This window comes from Enterobacter sp. FB (assembly GCF_000805795.1).
GTDB classification, from domain to species: Bacteria; Pseudomonadota; Gammaproteobacteria; order Enterobacterales; family Enterobacteriaceae; genus Enterobacter; species Enterobacter roggenkampii.
Window position 1 is genome coordinate 547,722 of sequence record NZ_JSZC01000013.1, and the last position, 21,676, is coordinate 569,397.

17 protein-coding genes are annotated in these 21,676 nt (G+C 57.6%); 11 read left to right on the forward strand and 6 right to left on the reverse strand.

The window, feature by feature from the left end:
• Positions 1-182 precede the first annotated feature (182 nt).
• Positions 183-701: an outer membrane protein OmpX gene (gene ompX / locus PI91_RS09485; RefSeq protein WP_008501173.1), complete on the forward strand. Its 519-nt coding sequence runs from the start codon at positions 183-185 to the stop codon at positions 699-701.
• 159 nt (positions 702-860) lie between these two features.
• Here ompX and PI91_RS09490 read toward each other — a convergent pair whose 3' ends face one another.
• A complete protein-coding gene (locus PI91_RS09490; protein WP_039266021.1) occupies positions 861-2,444 on the reverse strand; it encodes a phosphoethanolamine transferase in 1,584 nt (527 codons plus the stop codon).
• Positions 2,445-2,727: 283 nt separating this feature from the next.
• Positions 2,728-2,856, reverse strand: coding sequence for a manganase accumulation protein MntS (mntS, locus tag PI91_RS09495; RefSeq protein WP_008501175.1), 129 nt, complete (start codon positions 2,854-2,856; stop codon positions 2,728-2,730).
• A 183-nt stretch (positions 2,857-3,039) separates the two neighbouring features.
• Here mntS and mntR point away from each other — a divergent pair, with 183 nt between their 5' ends.
• The 6 genes from mntR (at position 3,040) to PI91_RS09525 (ending at position 10,051) form a co-directional block, all read left to right on the forward strand.
• Positions 3,040-3,513, forward strand: a complete 474-nt coding sequence (gene mntR, locus PI91_RS09500; protein ID WP_008501176.1) for a manganese-binding transcriptional regulator MntR — start codon at positions 3,040-3,042, stop codon at positions 3,511-3,513.
• Positions 3,510-4,619: an anion transporter gene (locus PI91_RS09505; RefSeq protein WP_021240969.1), complete on the forward strand. Its 1,110-nt coding sequence runs from the start codon at positions 3,510-3,512 to the stop codon at positions 4,617-4,619. Before mntR ends, PI91_RS09505 begins: the two co-directional genes overlap by 4 nt.
• A gap of 101 nt (positions 4,620-4,720) precedes the next feature.
• Entirely contained in the window at positions 4,721-5,815 is a 1,095-nt protein-coding gene (locus tag PI91_RS09510) for an HlyD family secretion protein (RefSeq protein ID WP_008501178.1), read from the forward strand.
• Positions 5,812-7,383, forward strand: coding sequence for a DHA2 family efflux MFS transporter permease subunit (locus tag PI91_RS09515; RefSeq protein WP_039266022.1), 1,572 nt, complete (start codon positions 5,812-5,814; stop codon positions 7,381-7,383). Before PI91_RS09510 ends, PI91_RS09515 begins: the two co-directional genes overlap by 4 nt.
• Positions 7,383-8,906 (forward strand): efflux transporter outer membrane subunit, encoded by a 1,524-nt coding sequence (locus PI91_RS09520; protein WP_039266024.1) that lies wholly within the window; start codon positions 7,383-7,385, stop codon positions 8,904-8,906. Before PI91_RS09515 ends, PI91_RS09520 begins: the two co-directional genes overlap by 1 nt.
• A 104-nt stretch (positions 8,907-9,010) precedes the next feature.
• Positions 9,011-10,051: an aldo/keto reductase gene (locus tag PI91_RS09525; RefSeq protein ID WP_039266025.1), complete on the forward strand. Its 1,041-nt coding sequence runs from the start codon at positions 9,011-9,013 to the stop codon at positions 10,049-10,051.
• 114 nt (positions 10,052-10,165) lie between these two features.
• Here the strand turns inward: PI91_RS09525 and PI91_RS09530 are convergent, their stop codons facing one another.
• On the reverse strand, positions 10,166-11,269 hold the full coding sequence (locus PI91_RS09530; RefSeq protein WP_052232741.1) for a succinylglutamate desuccinylase/aspartoacylase family protein: 1,104 nt from the start codon (positions 11,267-11,269) through the stop codon (positions 10,166-10,168).
• A gap of 300 nt (positions 11,270-11,569) precedes the next feature.
• On the opposite strand from PI91_RS09530, the gene PI91_RS09535 reads away from it, so the two are divergent.
• Genes PI91_RS09535 through PI91_RS09545 form a run of 3 tightly spaced genes read left to right on the forward strand, consistent with a single transcriptional unit; the run spans position 11,570 to position 15,052 of the window.
• Entirely contained in the window at positions 11,570-12,946 is a 1,377-nt protein-coding gene (locus PI91_RS09535; RefSeq protein ID WP_008501183.1) for a glycoside hydrolase family 1 protein, read from the forward strand.
• A 51-nt stretch (positions 12,947-12,997) separates the two neighbouring features.
• Entirely contained in the window at positions 12,998-14,320 is a 1,323-nt protein-coding gene (locus PI91_RS09540; RefSeq protein WP_039266027.1) for a PTS sugar transporter subunit IIC, read from the forward strand.
• A 15-nt stretch (positions 14,321-14,335) separates the two neighbouring features.
• Positions 14,336-15,052 (forward strand): GntR family transcriptional regulator, encoded by a 717-nt coding sequence (locus tag PI91_RS09545; protein WP_008501185.1) that lies wholly within the window; start codon positions 14,336-14,338, stop codon positions 15,050-15,052.
• A 41-nt stretch (positions 15,053-15,093) separates the two neighbouring features.
• On the opposite strand, the gene ldtB is transcribed toward PI91_RS09545, so the two are convergent.
• The gene (gene ldtB, locus PI91_RS09550) at positions 15,094-16,014 is read right to left on the reverse strand and encodes a L,D-transpeptidase (protein ID WP_008501186.1); all 921 of its coding nucleotides are present in this window, start codon (positions 16,012-16,014) and stop codon (positions 15,094-15,096) included.
• Between the two features lie 222 nt (positions 16,015-16,236).
• Between ldtB and PI91_RS09555 the strand changes: the two genes are divergently transcribed.
• Positions 16,237-17,832: an ABC-F family ATPase gene (locus tag PI91_RS09555; protein ID WP_008501187.1), complete on the forward strand. Its 1,596-nt coding sequence runs from the start codon at positions 16,237-16,239 to the stop codon at positions 17,830-17,832.
• 83 nt (positions 17,833-17,915) lie between these two features.
• Here PI91_RS09555 and PI91_RS09560 read toward each other — a convergent pair whose 3' ends face one another.
• Together PI91_RS09560 and PI91_RS09565 are read right to left on the reverse strand one after the other, a co-directional pair.
• Positions 17,916-20,279 (reverse strand): TIM-barrel domain-containing protein, encoded by a 2,364-nt coding sequence (locus PI91_RS09560; RefSeq protein WP_039266029.1) that lies wholly within the window; start codon positions 20,277-20,279, stop codon positions 17,916-17,918.
• A gap of 17 nt (positions 20,280-20,296) precedes the next feature.
• Positions 20,297-21,598: an MFS transporter gene (locus PI91_RS09565; protein ID WP_008501189.1), complete on the reverse strand. Its 1,302-nt coding sequence runs from the start codon at positions 21,596-21,598 to the stop codon at positions 20,297-20,299.
• Between the last annotated feature and the right edge of the window lie 78 nt (positions 21,599-21,676).

Genomic DNA, 21,676 nt, shown 5'->3' on the forward strand with positions numbered 1-21,676 from the left:
CAGACGCGCACTATGCGCATTTAGTAGTGAAAATTGCATGTGATTTGAAAGAGATAGCTTACGCTGGAAACGTTCTGTTACAGGAAAGGTTTCATTAGACATCACGAATCACAAAGAGTTTCGCAAATTTTTTTGATATATTTAAAACTTACGGACTTACTTGGATCACATTTGAGGTGGTTATGAAAAAAATTGCATGTCTTTCAGCACTGGCCGCTGTACTGGCTGTTTCCGCAGGTACCGCTGTAGCTGCTACTTCTACTGTTACTGGTGGTTACGCTCAGAGCGACTATCAGGGCGTGATGAACAAAGCTAACGGTTTCAACCTGAAGTATCGTTACGAGCAGGATAACAACCCACTGGGCGTGATCGGTTCTTTCACCTACACCGAGAAAGATCGTTCTGAAAACGGCGCATACAACAAAGGCCAGTACTACGGTATCACTGCTGGTCCAGCTTACCGTCTGAACGACTGGGCAAGCATCTACGGTGTTGTAGGTGTTGGCTACGGTAAATTCCAGCAGACCGAAAACGAAGGTCTGAACCGCACTGCAAGCAACAGCGACTACGGCTTCTCCTATGGCGCAGGCCTGCAGTTCAACCCAATCCAGGACGTTGCTCTGGACTTCTCCTATGAGCAGAGCCGTATCCGCAACGTTGACGTTGGCACCTGGATCGCGGGCGTAGGTTACCGCTTCTAATCACTTCGGTGATTAAATAAAAAATCCGCCCACTGTGGCGGATTTTTTTTGTCGAAGATAAAAGCAAAACGGCAACCTGAGGTTGCCGTTTTGAGTGTTGGTTCCCTCTCCGCGTGGGAGAGGGCCAGGGTGAGGGCATCGGTCCGCACGAGACGGCAATTACTTATTCTTAATATCAAAAATATCCGTACCCAGATGGTTGTAGTCAACTTTCTGTAACTTGAAGTTGGTAACGTACACTGGGGGAGCTTTCTTGTTAGAGACAAACGGATAAACATTTTTTATCTGCCCGGCGGTAATCCCCGTCCACTGCGAGAAAAACTGCAGGAAATCATTTGCTGAACGGCGTGCTTTAATGACGCGATGCGTTTTATCGTCACTCGACAGCACCATAAACGGCACCTGGAAGTTCTGCTGGAACTTGTCATCGTGCGCCAGATACTGCACCTCTTTACCGCGCTCTTTAAACGCCAGCCCGTGATCCGAGAAATAGACCATGGAGAAGCTGTCGCCCGTATTGCGCAGCTGATCGTACAGCTTGCTCAGCAGGTCGTCGGTTTGCGTCATGGTGTAGAGATAGCAGGAGGTCTCTTTGGACTGCACAAACTCCGCGTACTTTCCGCCTGTCCGATCGCAGGCCTGTGGGTGCGACCCCATGAGGTGCAGGACGATCAGCTGCGGCTGGGTGCGCGGGGTGGCGAAGACCTGCGCCGTCATTTTCAGCAGCGCTTCGTCTTTAGTGTTTTTGTCAGCTTCAAAGTCGCCATTTTTCAGGAACTGCACTTCGTCAGCCCGTTTGGCGATGCTGGCAATCGCCGTATCGTATTCGCCAATTTGCCCCTGATTAGAGAACCACCACGTCTGAAAACCCGCGCGGTTTGCCAGGGTGACGAAATTATCCTGATACTGCGGTTTGCCATCCACCACCCGGTTAAGGGTCAGACCGAGTGATTTCTGCGTCGAGCCGCTGGCCGCGACATAATCGGTAAACAGGGTGCCTTTGACCGAACTCGCAAACGGGGTGTTATCCCAGTGGCCGCCAAACGCGCCCATTGCATCGCGACGCGCGCTTTCACCAATCACCACTACATAGGTGTGATATTTCGGCTTCACGGCCAGCACGTTCCAGGTATCTTTCATATTGGAAAGCTCAGCCATGCGGGCCTGTTCGTCGAGAACCTCTTTATTGTTAACAACGACGTCTTTCACGAAGCGGAAAACCGGGTAGCCGATATTGGTGAGCCTTAGCTTACCGTCCCAGGGAATGTTCTGGATGGGGGCGACAAACGCCACGGCAACGCTGAACACCACACAGAGTATTTCGATCTTACCCCAGGATTTTTTCTCGCCCGGCTGACGACGGATGGCGAAAACGCCCAACGCGAAGATAAAGAGCCCGACCACGTAGCTGTACCACGGGAAGATCGTCAGGATCTCCGTCGACTCTTCCATATTGGTCGAGTGCAGCGCCAGCAGGGTATTAAAGTTTGGTGAGCCGTACGCCTGACCAAACGGGAAATAGAGTGCCGCAACCAGCGAACAGATGCCGATTAACGCTTTTTGCGCGCGCGGGGCGGCGCGCCATAGCACATGCAGAATGCAGGTGAAGGCCACCGCGTAGAGCAGACTAAAGGGATAACCCAGCGCAAAGTTAATCAGTAATGACTGCAAAAAGTAAAAACCCGTCCACGGGCTTAAGGCCCGGCTGCGGGTCACAACGGTATCTATCAGGGTTACATTCATAGGTCACTATCATGGATGAAAACGCCATGTGCTCACCCTGGCGTCAAGGGTCATAACCTGCCTGACAGTGCGTGGAGAGGGAATGAGGGTCCGCTTCAGCGAGCCGCAAATTGTGCAGGGCTGCAAGAAGATAGTGCGAGCGCTAAATAATATCAACAGTTGCTAAACAGATGTTTTGCGAAGGGGATTGCAAATCCGTAAAAAAGATCGGGAATAGGGCGGCTGGAAGCCAGTTTAGAGCGAGATTGTGACGGGAAAATGAAGCGGCGTACCGCAACGCCGCTTAGTGGGAAGGTTTGTCATCCTGATGCGGTTTGCCGTTAAACATGTCGCACAGCATGTTCAGCAGCATTAAGCGCACTTTAAAGGGTGAGTGGGTAAACACGGTCATGCACCTCTTGAATTCGTTCATAAGACCTCCTGATTTTTGATCCCTTCGATCCGTGAAGGGTGACTGCATTACATACAGATATAGCACAGGCTATATTGTATAGCTATGGCTATTTCGTTAATTTTTTGTGCTTGTGGAGGGATGGTTTACAATGTGCGCTCTCGATACCGGGCGCTGGAAGCGTCACCCCACTGAGGAAGTACAATGAACCGTCGCGCAGGTAAGCCAACCATTAAAAAAACGACGCAACTGGTGAATGTTGAAGAGCATGTCGAAGGTTTTCGCCAGGTCCGTGAAGCGCACCGGCGTGAACTGATTGATGATTATGTTGAACTCATTTCCGATCTGATTCGTGAGGTCGGGGAAGCGCGTCAGGTCGATATGGCCGCCAGGCTGGGGGTATCGCAGCCAACTGTCGCAAAAATGTTAAAACGTCTCGCCTCCGTGGGCCTAATTGAAATGATCCCCTGGCGCGGGGTCTTTCTGACGCCGGAAGGGGAGAAACTCGCGCAGGAGAGCCGCGAGCGCCACCAGCTTGTCGAGAATTTTTTACTGGTGCTGGGCGTCAGCCCGGAGATTGCCCGCCGGGATGCGGAAGGCATGGAACACCACGTCAGCGAAGAGACGCTGGTGAAGTTTCGCGAATTTACCCTTAAATATGGTCCCTCCGCTGAATGAAAATCCCTGGACTGCAGGCCCTGGCACGCGATCGTTTCTTCCATCTCTTATTACTCATTGGCGCAGGGTTAAGCCTCTTTGTGCCGTTTGCGCCGCAGGCCTGGCCCGCTGCCATTGACTGGCGCACCATCATTACCCTGAGCGGCCTGATGATGCTCACCAAAGGGGTTGAGCTGAGCGGCTATTTTGACGTTCTGGGCCGTAAAATGGTGCGCCGCTTTGCCACCGAGCGCAGGTTGTCCCTGTTTATGGTGTTCTCCGCCGCGGTGCTGTCGACGTTTCTGACCAACGACGTGGCGCTGTTTATCATCGTGCCCCTCACCCTCACGCTGCGTAAGCTTTGCGAGATCCCGGTAAGCCGGCTGATCATCTTCGAAGCGCTCGCTGTTAACGCCGGTTCTCTGTTAACGCCCATCGGTAACCCGCAAAATATCCTCCTCTGGGGCCGTTCCGGGCTGTCGTTCGCCGCTTTTACCTGGCAGATGGCGCCGCTGGCGCTGGTGATGATGCTGTCGCTGCTGGCGGTCTGCTGGTTTGCCTTTCCGGATAAAAAACTGCAGTACCACAGCGGCACCACGGGCCCGCAGTGGCAGCCGCGTCTGGTCTGGAGCTGCCTCGGGTTATATATCGTCTTTCTGTTCGCGCTGGAGCTGAAGTATGAGGTGGCGGGCGTGTTGCTTGTCGCCGCGGGCTTTGTCGTCCTCGCGCGACGCGTGCTGGTCAGCGTGGACTGGACGCTGCTGCTGGTCTTTATGGTGATGTTTATTGATGTGCATCTGCTTATCCAGCTTCCGGTGCTGCAAAACGTGCTCCACAGCGTCAGCACGCTGTCTCAGCCGGGACTGTGGCTGACGGCGATTGGCCTGTCGCAGTTTATCAGCAACGTGCCTTCCACCATTCTGCTGCTCAACTATGTTCCGCCGGACACGCTGCTGGCCTGGGCGGTGAATATCGGCGGGTTTGGGCTGCTGCCCGGCTCGCTGGCCAACCTGATTGCCCTGCGCATGGCCAACGATCGCCGCATCTGGTGGCGCTTCCATCTCTGGTCAATCCCGATGCTGGTTTGGGCCGCGGCGATCGGTTTCGGAATATTCCTTCTCATATAGTGCGCAATTTGTCAGTTTTTCCTGGCAAACGTATAGCAACGTCCTAGCTTTAGTGAACGGCATAGTGTGATGCCGCTCACTGACAGGACCGTTGCTGAACTATGGCTGAAGATCAAACTCCACCTGCTGACGAGCAGGACAAAAACAATAATGAGCGTAAGCGCCCGGGCAAAAAACCGTTAATTATCCTCGGCATTGTCGTGGTGGTGATGGTCGTCGTGGCGCTGGTCTGGTGGTTTTTAACCCGTAACGAAGAGACGACCGACGACGCCTTTACCGACGGCGACGTGGTGACGATTGCCCCGAAAACGGCAGGCTACGTCACCGAGCTGCGGGTGCGCGATAACCAGCGCGTGAAAAAAGGCGATCTGCTGGTGGTCATCGATCCGCGTGATACCACCGCGCAGCGCGATCAGGCTCAGGCCCAGCTTGGGCTGGCTATCGCGCAGCTGCACCAGGCCCAGGCGCAGCTCGCACTCTCCAAAGTGCAGTATCCCGCCCAGCGTGACGAAGCCAAAGCGCAGGTGCTGAAAGCGCAGGCCGATCTGGCGAACGCGCAGGCGGAGTATCGCCGCCAGCGCGGCGTCGATCCGCGGGCGACCACCCAGCAGAGTATTGATTCCGCGAACGCACAGCTGCGCAGCGCCCAGGCAGGTCTGGCCAGCGCCCAGGCGCAGCTGGAGGTGGCAGAGCAGGTCCAGCTGCAAATCCGCCAGCAGGAAACCAACGTTGAAGCGCGCGAGCGTCAGGTCGAACAGGCTAAAGCGCAGCTGGAAACGGCCAATCTGAACCTCTCTTACACCGAAGTCCGCGCCCCGTTCGACGGGTTTGTCACCAAACGCAACGTGCAGCCCGGCACGCTGGTGCAGGCGGGTACGGCGCTGTTCTCCCTGGTTTCGCCGAACGTGTGGGTGGTGGCGAACTTCAAAGAGTCCCAGCTTGAGCGCATGAAGCCCGGCGATAAAGTCACCGTGTCGGTCGACGCGTGGCCGGATATGGCGCTTGAGGGCCACGTTGACAGTATCCAGCAGGGCAGCGGCTCGCGCTTCTCCGCCTTCCCGGCTGAAAATGCCACCGGTAACTTTGTCAAAATTGTGCAGCGCGTGCCGGTGAAAATTGTGATTGATAAGGGGCTCGATCCGAACAAACCGCTGCCGCTGGGGCTGTCGGTCGCGCCGAAGGTGACGGTGGAATGACGGATCACAGCCACGACAGCTGGAAGCCCGCCAGCAATCCGTGGGCGGTGGCGATTGTCGTCACCCTGGCGGTGTTTATGGAAATCCTCGACACCACCATCGTCAACGTGGCGCTGCCCCACGTGGCGGGTTCACTCTCGTCCAGCTATGACGAATCCACCTGGGTGTTAACCAGCTACCTGGTCGCGAACGGCATCGTGCTGCCCATCTCGGCGTTTCTGAGCCGCGTCTTCGGCCGCAAGCAGTTCTTCCTGATCTGCATCGTCATGTTCACCGTCTGCTCGTTCCTCTGCGGCATCGCCACCGAGCTGTGGCAGATCATCCTGTTCCGCGTGATGCAGGGCTTTTTTGGCGGCGGGCTACAGCCCACGCAGCAGTCGGTACTGCTCGACTACTTCAAGCCGGAGGACAGGGGCAAAGCGTTCGGCCTTTCCTCCATCGCGATTATCGTTGCACCGGTCCTCGGCCCGACGCTGGGGGGCTGGATCACCGACAACTACTCCTGGCGCTGGGTGTTCTTTATCAACATCCCGGTGGGGATTGTTACGGTGCTGGCGATCTACCAGCTGCTGGAAGATCCGCCGTGGGAGAGCAAGTCTAAAGAGAAGCTGACCATCGACTGGACGGGGATCGGCCTGATCGCTTTAGGGCTTGGCTGCCTGCAGGTGATGCTTGACCGTGGAGAAGATGAGGACTGGTTCTACTCGAACTTTATCCGTACCTTCGCCGTGTTAACGCTAATCGGCATTATCGGTGCCATTTACTGGCTGGTGTATGCCAAAAAACCGGTGGTGGATCTGCACTGCATGAAGGACCGCAACTTTGCGATTTCCAGCCTGCTGATGGCGGGGATGGCGATGATTTTGTACGGCAGCTCGGTGGTGATCCCCCAGCTGGCGCAGCAGGATTTAGGCTATACCGCCACCTGGTCCGGGCTGGTGCTGTCGCCCGGGGCGGTGCTGATTGTATTAACGATCCCGCTGGTATTGAAGCTGATGCCGGTGGTGCAGACGCGCTGGATTATCGCCTTTGGCTTTACCTGCCTGGCGGTGTCGTTCTTCTGGTCGCGCACGCTGACCCCGGATATCGACTTTGAAACCCTGGTGCTGTTCCGCAGCGCCCAGTCGCTGGGGCTGGGGTTCCTGTTTGTGCCCCTGACCACCATTGCCTTTATTTCGATTCCAAGACGGCTGAATGCCGACGCGGCGGCGCTGTTCACTATGTTCCGTAACGTCGCGGGCTCGGTCGGGATCTCGCTGTCGACGGCGGCCATCACCGAACGGTCTCAGGCGCATAGCGCGCACCTTGCGTACCACGCCTCGCCGTTTAACGAGCAGTTTCAGCAGGCGATACGCGATAGCGCGCAGGCGATCCAGAACTTCACCACCCAGGTGGGCGATCCCACCGGCATCGCCACCGGGCGTATGTACCAGACGATGATTGAGCAGTCGCGCTTTTTGGCCTACATCGACGTCTTCACCCTTCTGAGCGCGGTGGCCTTGCTATTGATTCCGTTTTGTTTGTTGCTCTCGCCGGTTAAGAGCGAGGGGAGTGCAGGAGCACATTGATGATACACAGACGTTTACACCCCCTGATGATAATGATGCTGCTGGCAGGCTGCGCCGTCGGGCCGGACTACCAGCAGCCCGCGCCGCCCGCCGCCACGCACTGGAACGATAAGGGCGACAGCGGGGTAAAATCGCAGACGACCTCCGCCGCGACCAATCCGCGCTGGTGGAAGACCTTCGGCTCGCCGCAGCTCGACAGCCTGGTTGAGCGCGCCATCGCCGGAAACCTGACGCTGCAGCAGACGGTGCTGCGCATCGCCGGCGCGCGCGAGCAGATTAACCAGGCGGGCGGGGCGTTTTACCCGTCGGTGAACGGCAATCTGCAGGCGACGCGCCAGCAGCTCGGGCTGGAAGGGGAGCTGAAATCCCACGGCGTGTATGACCAGCTGGATAATGTCGATCCTGAGCTGCGGGGCGCGTTAGGCCCCCTGACGCAGCCGATCAACCTCTACCAGGGCAGCTTCGACGCCCAGTGGGAAATTGACCTCTGGGGCAAGGTGCGCCGACAGGTGGAAGCCGCCGAAGCGCAGCAGAAAGCGGCTATCGAGCAGCGTAACGACGCGCTGGTGTCGCTGGAGGCGGAAGTGGCGCGCGCGTGGCTCCAGCTGCGCGGGGCGCAGAGCATTATCGCCACGCTGAACACCCAGATTAAAAGCGCGCAGCAGACGCTGGATCTGACCGAAAGCCGCCAGCGGGGCGGGCTGTCGCCGCAGATGGACGTGGAAAATGCGCGTGCACAGCTGGGTAACCTGGAGGCGCAGCTGCCGCAGTACCAGGCGCAGGCGCGGCAGGCGATGAATGGCCTGGCGATCCTCCTTGGCAAGCCGCCAGGTGCGCTCGATGCGGAGTTACAAAGCGTGCAGCCGATGCCCGCATTGCCGGATATCGTGCAAACCGGCATTCCGTCTACGCTCGCGCGACGCCGTCCGGACGTGCGCGAAGCGGAGGCGAATCTTCATGCCGCCACGGCGCAGATTGGCGTCTCGGTGGCCCAGCTGTTCCCGAGTTTTACCCTCTCCGGGCAGTTTGGCCTGCGCAACAGCGAAACCAACTGGCTGACCGACTGGAGCAGCCACTTCTACAGTTTTGGTCCACAGGTTTCGATTCCCATCTTCCAGGGCGGACGACTGGTTTCCAGCGTGAAGGTGGCGCGCGCGCAGCAGGGGGCGGCGGTGCTGGACTATCGCCAGACGGTACTGACCGCGCTTGGGGATGTGGAGAATGCGCTGGTGAGCTATCGCACCGACCAGCAGCGTGAAGCGGGTCTCGCAAAAACGATCGACGCTTTGCAAAACGCCTTTGATTTAGCCAGCGACAGCTACCGCCAGGGGATCGCCAGCTTCATTGACGTGCTGGACGCCCAGCGACAGCTGGCGCAGGCCGAGCAGCAGCGCGCGCAGGCGCAGGTGCAAAGCGCACTCGATCTGGTGGCGCTCTACAAGGCGCTCGGCGGCGGCTGGGAGCCGTATCAGCAGGTGCAATTACCGGACTACAGCGTCTTTGGCGACGCCCCGCGCGGATAAATTTTCAGAGGATTGGGCAAGAAACGGACAGGAACGCCACATTCGCGATGGTTGAGGGGCGGGTATAACTAACAGACACCCAATCGACATGCGAGGAAAGCGTTATGCGTTATCAAAAACTGGGCAATACCGGACTGTTCGTTTCTGAACTCTGCCTCGGCACCATGACCTTCGGCGGTGAAGGCGGCATGTGGGGCAAGATTGGTCAGCTCCAGCAAAGCGAAGCAGAACAGCTGGTGGGCCGCGCGCTGGATGCCGAGATCAACTTTATCGACACCGCGGACGTTTACTCGGAAGGGCGTTCGGAGGCGATCGTCGGCCAGGCGCTGAAAAACCTGAAAATTCCGCGCGAGAACGTGGTCGTCGCCACTAAAGTATTTGGCGAAACGGGAACGGCAGGAGTGAACTCGCGCGGCAGCTCGCGCTATCACATCATCAGCAGCGTGAAGGAGAGCCTGCGCCGCCTGCAGCTGGATCATATCGATCTCTATCAGCTGCACGGCTTCGACCCGGCCACGCCGATTGAAGAGACGCTGTATGCGCTGGATAACCTGGTGCAGCACGGCCACGTGCGCTATATCGGCGTCTCGAACTGGGCGGCGTGGCAGATTGCCAAAGCGCTGGGTATTTCCGAGCGCCTCGGGCTGGCGCGCTTCGCATCCCTCCAGGCGTATTACACCATCGCCGGACGCGATCTTGAGCGCGAGCTGGTCCCCATGATGCAGAGCGAAGGCGTCGGGCTGATGGTCTGGAGCCCGCTGGCGGGCGGCCTGCTGAGCGGAAAATATGGCCGCGACGGGCAGAGCGAAGCCGGTGGTCGTCGTCTGGAGTTTGACTTCCCGCCGGTGAACAAAGAGCGCGCCTTTGACTGCGTGGACGTGATGCGCGTGATTGCCGAAAGCAAGGGCGTCTCCGTCGCGCAAATCGCGCTGGCGTGGCTGCTGCATCAGAAGGCCGTCACCAGCGTCATCATTGGCGCGAAACGCGTTGAACAGCTGGACGACAACATTGCCGCCACCGGGATCCGCTTAAGCGAAGACGAGCTAAAACAGCTGGATGCGGTGAGCGCGCTGCCGCGCGAGTATCCCGGCTGGATGCTCGCGCGGCAGGGAGAGTATCGCCGTAATCAGCTCGCGCAACAGTAACTCTCCGCATCAGGTAATTTTTAAATTTGTTTGCCCATCGGTACAGAAATCGGCGAAAGCGGCTTATTTCACTGAGCACGCTTTTGCCGATTCAACGATGGGCTGTGGCGGGAATCAGCAACCGTCTTTGCAGGTTGCCGCTGGGTTTTGCTCAAGGATTCTTACCAGCAGGGCCCGGGGTTCTCTCACGACATCTGTTCCAACTGACAGTACTTTGCCGTCCCGCTCTGCTGAATACTTCGCGACAACATCACCGAATGCATTTCGCTGCAGGGCGACCTCTTGTCCTGCTTTGACCGTGTCGCCGGGCTTAACGAAAACTTCCGCAAACCCGCCCGTGGTCGCTCGTATTGAACTGATCGAATTACCAATATACGTTTTATTGCTGATGGCGGTTGCGCCGATTTTGCCTTCAATCACCTTGTAATGAATCAGTACATTGAGGGCACCCTCTACACCCCGGGCAATCATATCCTGCTGGTAAATCCTCGGCTCTCCCGTCTCGGCCGTTATCGCCGGGATACCATTTTGAATAAAGGTTGTCTCCATTGAGCCGGCTTCGCCGGGATCTTTCTTAATTTGATCGGCCGGAAAAAGTTCTGCAATCGTCCGGGCATCCGCATTGCGGTAGTCGGCATAAATGAACAGCGGATAAGCCGTTCCGGTAGACTGGGTGTGATAGTCAATCGCCAGGTCGACATTTCCTTTGTAAACCTTATTCCACATCATCCATGCCTGACGCTCGGCAGGGTTACCCGTTTCTTTTCCTGGATGCACGCGGTTGTAGTCGATCGTCTCACCCCCATCGGTTGAAACGGACCATGTCCGGGAGACCCTTTCAAGTCCAGAACGGTTTGGACCGATAATGCCAATAACGCTGCCGTTCATTTTTGCGGGGTCCAGTTGTTCCATCACTTTTTGTACGATGCGCACGCCGTTTAGCTCATCCCCGTGGACGCCCGCCTGCAGCAGAACGTTCTTCCCGTCCGTTTTGCCTTTTGCCACCATGATGGGGACATACCAGCGCTGTCCTGTTCCTGTCTCAACCCCCTCGAACATGAAGCGATGCTGTCCTGCTGTCAGGTCTGATACATCCAGAGTCGAGATAACCGGCACTCCCTGCACCTTATCACCCGTATACACCGTTGCCGCGTGAGTCATTGAGCATGGCAACGCTAAGCTGAGAGCGAATGCGATACGGCTAGTAAATATCTTCATGAGCGTCATTTTCCATTTGATAGGGTTGAGATTTTTATTTTTCGGCCTGGGCCGTGGTTCGTGCTCATTAAGTTAATAGTGATTTTATGAGGCCAGCCAGCGGCACGATCGGGAAATGTGATTTTGCATAGGCTAACGCACCGGCCTCAATAACAGGGTTTGCGCGAATCATTTTTCCTGCCCGGCGTCTTCTTTCCAACCTACCTCACAAAAAACGATCCTCCGCTTTGATCGACATGCCATCTTCGCCTATATGACTAGTCATGAAATTTTAAATGACTAGTCATATAGGGAGGAAACATGAGCAATCAGCTGCCGGCCAACTTTTTATGGGGCAACTCGGTATCGAGCATGCAGACGGAAGGGGCCTGGAACGAGGGCGGGAAGGGGATGTCGGTGTACGACATTCGTGAGGCCGGGGAGAACATCTCCGACTGGAAAGTGGCGACCGACTCCTACCATCGCTACCGGGAAGATTTCGACCTGATGCAGGATCTGGGCATGAACTGCTACCGCTTCCAGATCTCCTGGAGCCGCGTCTGTCCGCAGGGTGACGGCGCGTTCAACGACGAGGGCATCGCGTTTTACGACCGCTTTATTGACGATCTCATCGCCCGCGGTATTGAGCCGATGATCTGCCTCTACCACTTCGATATGCCGCTGGCGCTGGCGCAGGAGTACAACGGCTTCAATGACCGCCGGGTAATGGACGCCTTTATCCGCTACGGTAAAAAGATGATCGACTGCTTTGGCGACCGCGTGAAGTACTGGCTGACCTTCAACGAGCAGAACATCTTCCATATGCCGGAAGCGTTTCGCATTTCTGGCTACATGAAAGGCGATCAAACCCTGCGCGAGCTGTACGAGCTGCAGCATCACACCATGGTGGCGCACATGGCGTTGACCGAATACCTGCACCAGACAAAACCGGGCCAGCTGATGGGCGGCATGCTGGCGCACCAGCTGGTTTACCCGGCCACCTGCAAACCGCGCGATATCTTCTGCGCCCAGCAGTATGACGAGTTCCTCAACCAGAACCTGCTGCGCGTCTTTGCCGGGCAGGGCTACAGCCCGGCGGTGATGGCGGTGGTGGAGCAGGAAGGCTTTGGTGATATCTACCGTGCCGAAGATTTAGCGCTACTGGCGCGCACCAGAAACGACTATATGGCCTTCAGCTACTACGCCAGCAAAACGCTGGACAGCGATGCGATCCCGGAAGGCACGCCGGTCAACTATTACCTGCTGCACGGCGAGAAAAATAACCCCTACCTGAAAGCCACCGAGTGGAACTGGCAGATCGACCCGCTCGGTTTTCGCACCATCATTACCCGCTACGCCAACGACTGGCGCATGCCGGTCTTCCCGATTGAAAACGGCATTGGCGTAATTGAGTCCTGGGATGGCGTCAACCCCATCGAGGATACCTACCGCATCGACTACCACCGGGCGCACATCGAGGCGATGAAAGCGGCGATATTCGAGGATGGGGCAGAGGTCATGGGCTACCTCGGCTGGGGGTTAATCGACATTCTCAGCTCCCAGGGCGACATGCGTAAGCGCTATGGCGTGGTCTACGTCAACCGGGAAAACCACGACCTGAAAGACCTCAGGCGCGTGCCGAAGAAGAGCTACGCGTGGTTAAAACAGGTTATCCATACCAACGGACGCGAGATGTAAGCCGTACGCTGCCGGGCCGTTTTTGTGACTGATTGATGGGAACACTCCGCTATGTCTGAAACAAAAATCACACCGCATATGCAGTCCTTTGTCGATAAGTTTGTTGAGTTCTCGGCGCGCCTGGCAAACCAGGTGCACCTGCGCTCCCTGCGCGACGCCTTCGCCACGGTGATGCCGATTTTCATCCTTGCCGGCCTGGCGGTGCTGGTGAACAACGTGGTGTTTCCGTGGATTTTTCACGGCGATACGCTGGCACACTTCAAAGTGTGGGGCGAGGCGATTATCAACGGCACGCTTAACATCGCCGCGCTGCTGCTGGCCCCGATGATCGCCTGGTCACTGGCGCGCAACAAAGATTTCGACAACCCGGTTTCGGCAGTGGTTATCGCCGTCAGCAGTTTTATCATCATGATGCCGATGCGCTTACAGGTTACGCCCGTTGGCAGCGACGCTGCGGTGAACGTCACGCAGGTGCTGACCTTCGCCAATATCGGCTCCACCGGGATTTTCGCCGGGGTGCTGATTGGGCTGCTCTCAACGGAAGTGTTTATCGCGATTTCGCGCCTGAAGGCGCTGCACATATCGCTCGGGGAAAATGTGCCCCCAGCGGTCAGCAAATCCTTTACCGCGCTGATCCCGACGATCCTCACGCTCTCCCTGTTCGCGGTGCTGGCGGCCATACTGGCAAACGTGCTGCACACGGATCTGATCCATCTCATTACCACCTTTATCCAGCAGCCGCTGCGGCTGATCAACACCAGCCTGCCGGGGACGATTTTCATCTACAGTTTCGGCAACTTTCTGTTCACGCTCGGTATCCATCAGTCGGTGGTCAACAGCGTGGTGCTGGAGCCGTTTCTGCTGATCAACACCAACGAGAACATGCTGGCCTTCGCCAACGGCCAGCCCATTCCGCACATCATCAACAACATCTTCGTGCCGACGTTTGGCATGGTGGGCGGAACCGGCAGCACGATCTCGCTGCTGATCGCCATCTTTATCTTCTCCCGACAGCAGTCGGCGAAGCAGGTGGCGCGTCTGTCGCTGGCGCCCGGCCTGTTCAACATCAACGAGCCGGTGATCTTCGGCCTGCCGATTGTGTTTAACCTGCCGCTGATGATCCCGTTTGTGCTGTTGCCCGCCATCGGCATTTACTTCGCCTGGCTTTGTACCACGCTGGGATTCATGTCGCGCTGCGTGGTGATGATCCCGTGGACCACGCCGCCGATTCTCAGCGCCTGGCTGGCGACGGCAGGGGACTGGCGGGCGGTGGTGGTGCAGTTGGCAATCATTATATTTGGTGTATTCTTCTACCTGCCTTTCCTCAAGATTGCCGAGCGAGTGGCGTTGAAAAACAGCGGGATAGAAAACTAACAGAAAGGAAGGACGATGGCGGCGAAGTACATCACCATAGCGCGGGAAATCAAGAAACGCATTATCAGCCAGCAGTACGCCGCCAATGAACCGCTCCCGGACCAGTTTGCGCTGGCGGCGGAGTTCAGCACCAGCCGGATGACCATCCAGCAGGCGATGCGTCAGCTGATCGTCGAAGGGCTGGTCTACACCCGTCAGGGGCAAGGGACGTTCATCCGCAAAAACTTCCTCCAGCTCTCGCAGTGGGATCTCTCCGGCAGCGACTATTTCGGTGCCACCAAAACCTGGGAACATCTGGGCACGGTCACGAGCCAGGTGGTGCATTTTGAACTGCGCTTCCCGAACGAAAAAGAGCAGGCGTCGCTGATGATTAACGCCGATGCGCCCGTCTATGACTTTATTCGTCTGCGCTTATTAAACGGTGAACCCATGTCGCTGGATTCCACGGTGATGCCGATGAATCTGGTGCCGGGCCTGACGAAAAGCCATCTTGAAGGTTCGGTGTTCCAGTACGTTCAGGAGACCCTGGGGCTGAAAATTATGGGATCGTACCGGGTGGTGAGGGCGCTAAAGCCCAACGCGCTGGACAGAGAGCATCTGGTCTGTGAGGAAACCGATCCGGTGCTGGAGGTGGAGCAGGTGATTTATCTGGAGGACGGCACCGCGCTGGAGTATGCCCACTGCCACTATCGGTACGACCACGGCGGGATTGTTATCGTGAATAACGGATAAAAAAAAGCGGGCCTTGAAGCCCGCTTTTTTAATGCGCGTGATTAATTCAGACGCACCGGCATACCGGAACGGTTCTGAATCGCCTGGTCGACGATGGTGGTTTCCACGTCAGGCTGAGAGGTCACGGACTGCACCGCGCTGTTCAGCGTAATCGGCACGATCTCGTTGTTGTTGATCTGGTCTTCGCTGGTGGACAGCGGGTTGTGCACTTCGATGTAGCGGCTGCCGTCTGGCTCAGACGTCGCTTTCACCGGTTCGTTGATGAACTGCACGCGCGTACCGACCGGCACGTTTTCGAACAGGAACTTGATGTCGTCGTTACGCAGACGCACGCAGCCGTGGCTTACGCGCAGACCGATACCGAAGTTGGCGTTGGTGCCGTGAATCGCATACAGACGACCAATGTACAGGGCATACAGACCCATCGGGTTATCCGGGCCGGCTGGCACAACGGCTGGCAGCGGTTCGCCCGCAGCGATGTATTCCGCGTGCATTTTGGCGGTAGGGGTCCAGGTTGGGCCCGCTTTCTTACGTTCAACTTTGGTGGTCCAGTTCAGCGGGGTGTCTTTGCCCAGCTGGCCGATACCGATTGGCAGCACGATAACGGTGTTGGTGCCTTTCGGGTAGTAATACAGACGCATTTCGGCGCTGTTGATCACGATACCTTCATGAACGGTATCCGGCAGGATCAGCTGCTGAGGAATATTCAGCACGGTACCTGCTTTTGGCAGATACGGGTCAACGCCCGGGTTCGCTTCCAGCATGTTAGACAGGCCCAGCTGGTACTGCGCGGCGAAATACTCCAGCGGCTGAGAGTTACCCTCAGGCACCGTCACCACCTGGTTTTGACCCACCAGACGGCTTCCGTCGGTCGGCAGGGGATACGTCACCGCAGACGCGGTCTTACAAAAACCTACTACGGCTAACGCCGCCGCAAAAAGCGTTGTTAATTTCATGTTCATGTTGTGCGAGGTATCTAAGCCATTCTGGCGATGAGTTGATAAGTCTGAATCTGTGATGGGAGCGCATTATATGTGCATTCCCGCTAACAGGGAATTCAGATGTGTACGAAATCACATTTTTTTCGATTTTGTTAAAGTTTAGTGGATTGCCGCAACACGGGATCTCAATTCGGAATTGTGGCATAATGCCGTGTTTATCACACTTTTCGCAGGAATCTCCCCGTGTTAGTTACCAGCAACGTCACTATGCAGTTTGGCAGTAAGCCGCTGTTCGAAAACATTTCCGTCAAATTTGGCGGCGGCAACCGTTACGGCCTGATTGGCGCCAACGGTAGCGGAAAATCCACCTTCATGAAGATCCTCGGCGGCGATCTGGAGCCGACCCTCGGCAACGTGTCGCTCGATCCGAACGAGCGTATCGGTAAGCTGCGTCAGGATCAGTTCGCCTTCGAAGAGTTCACCGTGCTGGACACCGTGATCATGGGGCACGCGGAGCTGTGGGAAGTGAAGCAGGAGCGCGATCGCATCTACGCGCTGGCCGAAATGAGCGAAGAAGATGGCTATAAGGTGGCCGATCTGGAAACGCAGTACGGCGAGATGGACGGTTACTCTGCGGAAGCGCGTGCGGGCGAGCTGCTGCTGGGCGTCGGCATTCCGGTTGAACAGCATTACGGCCCGATGAGCGAAGTTGCGCCAGGCTGGAAGCTGCGTGTGCTGCTGGCTCAGGCGCTGTTCTCTAACCCGGACATCCTGCTGCTCGACGAACCCACGAACAACCTGGACATCGACACCATCCGCTGGCTGGAGCAGACGCTCAACGACCGCGACAGCACCATGATCATCATCTCGCACGACCGTCACTTCCTGAACATGGTCTGTACGCACATGGCGGATCTGGACTACGGCGAGCTGCGCGTCTATCCGGGCAACTATGACGAGTACATGACCGCCGCCACCCAGGCGCGCGAGCGTCTGCTGGCGGACAACGCCAAGAAGAAAGCGCAGATTGCGGACCTGCAGTCCTTCGTTAGCCGCTTCAGCGCTAACGCCTCTAAGTCGCGTCAGGCGACCTCGCGTGCGCGTCAGATCGACAAAATCAAGCTCGAAGAGGTTAAAGCCTCCAGCCGTCAGAACCCGTTCATCCGCTTCGAGCAGGACAAGAAGCTGTTCCGTAACGCGCTGGAAGTGGAAGCCCTTACCAAAGGCTTCGATGAAGGCCCGCTGTTTAAAAACTTCAACCTGCTGCTGGAAGTGGGCGAGAAGATTGCCATTCTGGGCGCCAACGGCGTGGGTAAATCCACCATGCTGAAAACCCTGGTCGGCGAACTGCAGCCGGACAACGGCACCGTGAAATGGTCCGAGAACGCGCAGATTGGCTACTACGCGCAGGATCATGAGTACGAATTCGAAAATGACCTGACCGTCTTCGACTGGATGAGCCAGTGGAAGCAGGAAGGCGACGACGAGCAGGCGGTGCGCAGCATCCTGGGCCGTCTGCTGTTCAGCCAGGACGACATCAAAAAGCCGGCTAAAGTGCTCTCCGGTGGCGAGAAAGGCCGCATGCTGTTCGGCAAGCTGATGATGGAAAAACCGAACATTCTGGTGATGGACGAACCGACTAACCACCTGGACATGGAATCGATCGAATCGCTGAACATGGCGCTGGAGATGTATCAGGGCACCCTGATCTTCGTCTCTCACGACCGTGAGTTCGTCAGCTCGCTGGCAACCCGCGTGATCGAGATTACGCCAGAGCGCGTGGTGGACTTCACCGGTAACTACGAAGATTACCTGCGCAGCAAAGGTATCGACGGCTAAAAAAAAGCCCGGTGGCGCTTCGCTTACCGGGCCTACGGGTGACTTTGTAGGCCGGGTAAGGCGAAGCCGCCACCCGGCAATGTTCAGAGCACCCACTCACTCCTTTCAACCCCGTTCACCCGTAGCGTACGTTTTTCCCCCGCCGGTAATGATACCTTCAGCGCCTTCCACGCCGGACGATAGTCGCCGCGCGCGTTCACCTTCAGGTTTATGGTTGCGCCGTCGCACACCATCTCCCATTCCACCCACAGCGCATTGCCGTTCAGGTAGCCCCAGCTTTCACCGTCGTCTTCAAACAGCAGCCCCGTGGTTGTGCCCACGCCTTTCACCGGGAACAGCTTCAGCTCGCGGGTCGTATCTTTTTCGGCACTCACATGCGTGATGCGCTCGCTGAGCGGCAGACCGGCCCCGGCGCGCACCAGCAGCGGCAGTTTTTCCAGCGGCGCATCCAGGACGATGGATTGCCCGCCCGCATACCACGCGTGAGTGTAAAAATCGTACCAGCCCGTTTCGTTATCCGGTAGCCAGACGCGGCGCTCGCGCTGCCCGGCTTCGACGACGCTGGCGACCAGCAGGTCGCGGCCCAGCAGGAAGTCGTCGCACTCTTTGAAGGTTTGCGCGTCGTGCTCGTGGTCGAGGAAGGTCGGGCGCAGCATCGGCTCGTCGTCGGCGTGCGCCTGCCAGAGCAGGGTGTAGAGATACGGCAGCAGGCGGTAGCGCAGCTCAATCGCGCCGCGAATGGCAGGCGTGACGCCCGGATACATCCACGGCTCGTTCACCGTGTGGTCATCGTTCCACGAGTGAATGGTAAAGCGCGGGTGCATCACGCCGTTCTGCACCCAGCGCACGAACAGCTCGGCGTCCGGCTTGTCGCCGGAGAAACCGCCTACGTCATGGCCGACGTTGAACAGCCCGGACAGGCTCATGCCCAGCCCCATGCGGATGTTATAGCGCAGGGTGTCCCAGTTGGTGCGGTTGTCGCCGCTCCAGGTCTGGACGTAGCGCTGCATCCCGGCGCAGCCGGAGCGGGAGATCAGATACGGGCGTTTTTCCGGCGCAAAGCGCTGCTGCGCTTCCAGCGAGGCGCGCATCATCAGCAGCGGCATCACCGGGCGAATATGCTTGATGGCAATCTCCTGGCCGAAGCCAAAGCAGCGGGCTTCCCCGTCCCACACTTCATATTCGTTATTGTCGTTCCAGGTGGAGTCGATGCCCATCTCCAGCAGCTGCGTGGTGACGCCGTTCTGCCACCACTGCACCGTTTGCGGGTTGGTAAAGTCGAGGTGTGAGCCTTCGTCATCCCAGAAGCTGGAGCGTTCGGGTGCATCGGTTTCTGAATCGCGAATGAACAGCCCGCGTTCCGCCACTTCGCTGTAGCGCGGATGGTCCTGCAGCAGGCACGGCTTGATGTTCGCCGCAAGCTTCATTCCCGCGTCGTGGAAGGCCTGGCTCATCACCTTCGGCTGCGGCACCTTGTCATAGTTCCAGTTGAAAACGTAGCGCTTGTCGTTGATGGAGGTATAGCCAGACGAAAGCTGGAACGAGTCGCACGGAATGGCGTGCTCTTCGCACAGGCGAATAAAGTTCATCAGCTGATTCTGCGCGTCCGGCGCGTCGGTGTAGTGCATGGTTGAGCCGCTGTAGCCCAGGCTCCATTTCGGTCCGAACAGCGTTTTTCCGGTCAGGCGAACAAAGGCTTTAGTGACGTCCAGCACGCGTCTGCCGGTAAAGAGGTAGTAGTCGATATCGCCCGCTTCCGCCTGCCAGCGGCGATAGGCGGTGTGGTAGTTGTCGATCTCGTTACCCAGATCCAGCCAGCAGCTGCTCAGGTTGTCGTAGAACAGGCCGTAGCTCACGTCGTCGCGGCGGGTGAGGGTGAACGGAATGTGCTTGTACAGCGGATCGGTGCTGGCGGCGTTGTATCCCATCGCGTCGAGGTTGCGCATCTCGTAGCGTTTACCGTTGCGCTGCAGATCGCCCGCTTTCTCACCCAGGCCGTAGAAACGCTCGTCCTTGCGGCGGCTCAGGTAGTGCGCCACGCCGTCGCCGTGGGCGTTCAGCAGGTAGGCGCTGGTGGGGCGGTCGTTGACCAGCGGCTGCCACTCGCCCGCGTCATTGCGGTAGTGCCACTCCAGCCACAGCGGCTGGTGCACGGTGACGCGCAGCTGTTCGGTTGCCACGGTTAACGTGTCGTCCTGCTGCGTCAGCGTCCAGGCGGGGCAGGAGAAGCCGCTGATATCGTCGCGACGGCGACCTTCCCACGGCACGTCTTTTTCCGGTGCGATGCTCCAGGTGCGGTCCAGCGCCAGCTCGCCCTTGCGTTTGATCAGCACGCGGAACAGGTTCTCTTCCAGCACATACAGGCACAGGCGGTGCCGGCTATCGACCAGCAGTTCCAGATGGTTTGCCGACTGCGTATCAAGGGTCCAGTTTTTCAGGGTTTTCATATGCAATACATCCACTATCAGGCGCGCTTCGCGCGACGTTCAGCAATAAATGCTACCAGGAAGAGAGCGCCAATCAGGTCAAAGAAGCCCATGGCGATAAAGAGCGGGTTAAAGCCGATTTTGTCGGCGGTTACACCAATTAACAGCGAGAACAGGAAGCTGGCGATCCACGCCGCCGAGCCGCGCATGCCGTTGACGGTCGCCATCTGGCCTTTATCGAACGACTCCACGACCAGGGCGCTGAGCATGCAGGAGATGATCTGGTGCCCGAAGCCGCCGATGGAGATCAGCACAATGGTGATATACGGGTCGCGGGTAATGGCCACGATGGCCAGCGAGATCATCAGGAACGCGCCGGTCACGGAGCTGGCGACGACCGAGTTCACGCGGGAGCAGCCGAACAGGCGGGTGTACAGACGCGTCAGGTAGCCGCTTGCCACGCTGCCGAGGTCGGCGGCGAGGAACGGCAGCCAGGCAAACATCGCAATCTGCTTCAGGTCCATACCGTGCTCTTTGGCAAGGTACAGCGGCACCCAGAAGCTCAGCACCGCCCAGGCGGGTTCTGCCATAAAGGCCGGAATGGCGATACCGTAGAAACGTTTGTTTTTTGAAACGGTTTTCAGCGCGGTCAGGAAAGGGAGTTTGACCGGCGCCGGTTCGTTATCCTGCTTGATAAACGCCAGCTCGTCCTTGCTCAGGTTCGGGTGCTGCTCCGGGTTGTGGTAGAACGCCCACCAGAGGATCACCCACAGCAGCGCCAGCACGCCGGTAAACATAAACGCCCCCTGCCAGCCGAACGAGGCGTGAGCAAAGTAGATGATAGGCGGAGCCAGCATCGCGCCGATGGAGAAGCCCACGCCCGCCCAGCCAGCGGCAACGGGACGCTCTGATTTCGGGAACCATTCGCCGATGGTTTTGGCGTTCGCCGGGGTGGCGGCGGCCTCTGAAGCCCCCATAAAGAAGCGCAGTATGGCCAGGTGCAGCCAGCTTCCGGCGCCCGCGTGGAAAATACACATCAGCGCCCAGATCCCGGCGCAGACCATAAAGCCAATCTTCAGGCCAATGACGTCAATCAGCCAGCCGCACAGGGGCTGGAAAATGGTATAGGCGATCTGGAACGCGCCGACGATCCAGGAGTACTGCTCGGTGGTGATTCCCAGGCTCTCTTTCAGTTCCGGGGCGAGGATCCCGAGCGAGTTACGGGTGATGTAGTTAACGGTGACGCCAAGTAAGAACAGCACCAGCACGTACCAGCGCAGGTTCTTGATGACGCGACGGGTTTTGCTTGTCGCAATGGTGTTATTGATGTCCTGACTCATTTTACTCTCCACAAGACGGACGGTAAGGGGACGGAGGTTCAGGTGTCACACAGATTGTTATGCCTTTGATTTCTATCC

Excerpts from the sequence above, each read along its gene's own strand:
- ompX (WP_008501173.1), top strand. The coding sequence starts at position 183 with ATGAAAAAAATTGCATGTCTTTCAGCACTGGCCGCTGTACTGGCTGTT.
- PI91_RS09490 (WP_039266021.1), bottom strand. The coding sequence starts at position 2,444 with ATGAATGTAACCCTGATAGATACCGTTGTGACCCGCAGCCGGGCCTTA.
- mntS (WP_008501175.1), bottom strand. The coding sequence starts at position 2,856 with ATGAACGAATTCAAGAGGTGCATGACCGTGTTTACCCACTCACCCTTT.
- mntR (WP_008501176.1), top strand. The coding sequence starts at position 3,040 with ATGAACCGTCGCGCAGGTAAGCCAACCATTAAAAAAACGACGCAACTG.
- PI91_RS09505 (WP_021240969.1), top strand. The coding sequence starts at position 3,510 with ATGAAAATCCCTGGACTGCAGGCCCTGGCACGCGATCGTTTCTTCCAT.
- PI91_RS09510 (WP_008501178.1), top strand. The coding sequence starts at position 4,721 with ATGGCTGAAGATCAAACTCCACCTGCTGACGAGCAGGACAAAAACAAT.
- PI91_RS09515 (WP_039266022.1), top strand. The coding sequence starts at position 5,812 with ATGACGGATCACAGCCACGACAGCTGGAAGCCCGCCAGCAATCCGTGG.
- PI91_RS09520 (WP_039266024.1), top strand. The coding sequence starts at position 7,383 with ATGATACACAGACGTTTACACCCCCTGATGATAATGATGCTGCTGGCA.
- PI91_RS09525 (WP_039266025.1), top strand. The coding sequence starts at position 9,011 with ATGCGTTATCAAAAACTGGGCAATACCGGACTGTTCGTTTCTGAACTC.
- PI91_RS09530 (WP_052232741.1), bottom strand. The coding sequence starts at position 11,269 with ATGAAGATATTTACTAGCCGTATCGCATTCGCTCTCAGCTTAGCGTTG.
- PI91_RS09535 (WP_008501183.1), top strand. The coding sequence starts at position 11,570 with ATGAGCAATCAGCTGCCGGCCAACTTTTTATGGGGCAACTCGGTATCG.
- PI91_RS09540 (WP_039266027.1), top strand. The coding sequence starts at position 12,998 with ATGTCTGAAACAAAAATCACACCGCATATGCAGTCCTTTGTCGATAAG.
- PI91_RS09545 (WP_008501185.1), top strand. The coding sequence starts at position 14,336 with ATGGCGGCGAAGTACATCACCATAGCGCGGGAAATCAAGAAACGCATT.
- ldtB (WP_008501186.1), bottom strand. The coding sequence starts at position 16,014 with ATGAACATGAAATTAACAACGCTTTTTGCGGCGGCGTTAGCCGTAGTA.
- PI91_RS09560 (WP_039266029.1), bottom strand. The coding sequence starts at position 20,279 with ATGAAAACCCTGAAAAACTGGACCCTTGATACGCAGTCGGCAAACCAT.
- PI91_RS09565 (WP_008501189.1), bottom strand. The coding sequence starts at position 21,598 with ATGAGTCAGGACATCAATAACACCATTGCGACAAGCAAAACCCGTCGC.